The sequence below is a fragment of the Streptomyces sp. NRRL WC-3549 genome, from assembly GCF_000721935.1.
Lineage (GTDB): Bacteria > Actinomycetota > Actinomycetes > Streptomycetales > Streptomycetaceae > Streptomyces.
The window spans coordinates 5,919-7,917 of the sequence record NZ_KL585382.1; the positions used below are offsets into that span (position 1 = coordinate 5,919).

Consider the following 1,999-nt stretch of genomic DNA (forward strand, 5'->3'; position numbering starts at 1 on the left):
ATGTGTATAAGAGACAGCGTCTGGGTCGTCGTGGACGCCTTCCGGGCCACCTGGATCGACCTCGACGGCCCGGCCCAGGGGTCCACGGACGTGACGGGGGCCTTCCTCTTCCGGCACTGGGTCCTGCCGTTCGAGGCGCTCTCCGTCCTGCTCCTCGCCGCCCTCGTCGGCGCGATCGTCCTCTCCCGCAAGAACGGCGACGACAAGGACGGGACCCGCCGGGCCGCGACCGCAGACGACGGGCCCCGCCCCCACACGGCCCGCCCGGACGCGTCCCGAGAGGACAAGAGCTGATGCACCTCGCCTATCCCGCCGTGCTCGCCGCCCTCCTCTTCTGCACCGGGCTGTACGGCGTCCTCGCCCGCCGCAACACCATTTTCGTCCTGATGTCCGTCGAGCTCATGCTCAACGCCGTCAACCTCAACCTGGTCGCCTTCGACGTGTGGCTGCGCGACACCCTCCACTCCGGCCAGGCGCTCACCCTCTTCACCATCGCCGTCGCCGCCGCCGAGATCGGCATCGGCCTCGCCATCGTCCTGGCCGTCCACCGCAACCGCGGCAGCTCCGGCATCGACCACCTCCGCGACACCGCCGAGACCGACGAGGCAGAGACCCTCCCGGACGACGCGTACGCCGACGACGACGCCGCCGAGGGAACCCGCGGCACCGCAGACCAGGCCACTGCTCCGGCAGGGAAGGCACAGAAGGCAGAGGCCACCGCGTGACCATCACGACCCTCGCCGTCCTCGTCCCCCTCCTCCCCTTCCTCGGCGCCGCGGCCGGTCTCCTCCTCGGGCGCACCGCCCCCGGCTTCGTCCGGCCCCTCGCCGTCCTGCCCACGCTCGCCGCGGCGGCCCTCGCGGTCGTCGTCGCCGTACGTCAGGGCGGCGGCCGGGCCGTGGACGCCGCCACCCAGCTCACCCCGACGGGCTCGGTGCCGATCGACCTCGCCCTGCACCTCGACGGCTTCGCCGTCCTCGTCGCCGTCCTCGTCGGACTCGTCGCGACCTGTGTGCAGATCTACTCGACGGCCTACCTCAAGGACGACGTCCGCTACCCCTCGTACGCGGCCCTCGTCTCCCTCTTCACCTCCGCGATGCTGCTCGTCGTCTACTCCGGCGACCTGATGGTGCTCCTGGTCGGCTGGGAGATCATGGGCATCTGCTCGTACTTCCTGGTCGGCCACTACTGGGAGACGCCCGAGGCGCGCGCCGCCTCCCTCAAGGCCTTCCTGGTCACCAAGCTCGGCGACGTGCCGTTCCTCATCGGCCTGTTCGCCCTCGCCGCGGACACCGGCTCCTTCCGCATCACCAAGATCCTGGCCGCCGTCACCCACGGCGGACTCGACCACCCCACCCTCATCGCCCTGCTGCTGCTCGCGGGCGTCGCCGGCAAGTCCGCGCAGTTCCCGCTGCACACCTGGCTGCCCGACGCGATGGCGGGCCCCACGCCCGTCTCCGCGCTGATCCACGCCGCGACGATGGTCGCCGCCGGCATCTACTTCGTGGCCCGGCTCCTCCCCGTCTTCGCCGCCTCCGGGGCCGCGCTCGTCGTCCTCGCCGTGATGGCGGCCGTCACGATGATCGGGTCCGGGCTGGCCGCCCTCGCCCAGGACGACATCAAACGCGTCCTCGCCTACTCGACCATCGGCCAGCTCGGCTACATGTCGGGCGCCCTGGCCGTCGGCGACCGCGCGGCCGCCGTCTTCCACCTCCTGTCGCACGGGGCGTTCAAGGCCGTCCTCTTCCTCGCCGCGGGCGTCGTCATCCACGCGGCGGGCACCAACTCACTCGCCGCGATGTCCCGCATGGGCGGCCTCGCCAAACGCGTCCCCGACGCCTGCTGGACGATGACCGTCGCCCTCTTCGCACTCGCCGCCATCCCGCCGTTCGCCGGCTTCTTCTCCAAGGAAGCCGTGCTCGTCGCCGCCGAACACACCGCCTTCGGCGACCGCCACGTCGCACCGGCCGCCGCCGGCTGGACGGTCCTCGTCGCCGGA

3 protein-coding genes are annotated in these 1,999 nt (G+C 71.9%); all 3 read left to right on the top strand.

The annotated features are described in order from the left end of the window. Positions 1–294 (top strand): NADH-quinone oxidoreductase subunit J (locus IH13_RS0101550; protein WP_324605157.1); only part of this gene is annotated, 294 nt, incomplete at its 5' end. Further along, positions 294–725: an NADH-quinone oxidoreductase subunit NuoK gene (gene nuoK, locus IH13_RS0101555; RefSeq protein ID WP_031080381.1), complete on the top strand. Its 432-nt coding sequence runs from the start codon at positions 294–296 to the stop codon at positions 723–725. The genes IH13_RS0101550 and nuoK, both read left to right, overlap by 1 nt. Next, positions 722–1,999: NADH-quinone oxidoreductase subunit 5 family protein (locus tag IH13_RS0101560; protein WP_031080383.1), on the top strand; the 1,278-nt coding region annotated here is incomplete at its 3' end. The genes nuoK and IH13_RS0101560, both read left to right, overlap by 4 nt.

Coding starts and splice junctions, on each gene's coding strand:
- nuoK (WP_031080381.1), top strand. CDS start 294: ATGCACCTCGCCTATCCCGCCGTGCTCGCCGCCCTCCTCTTCTGCACC.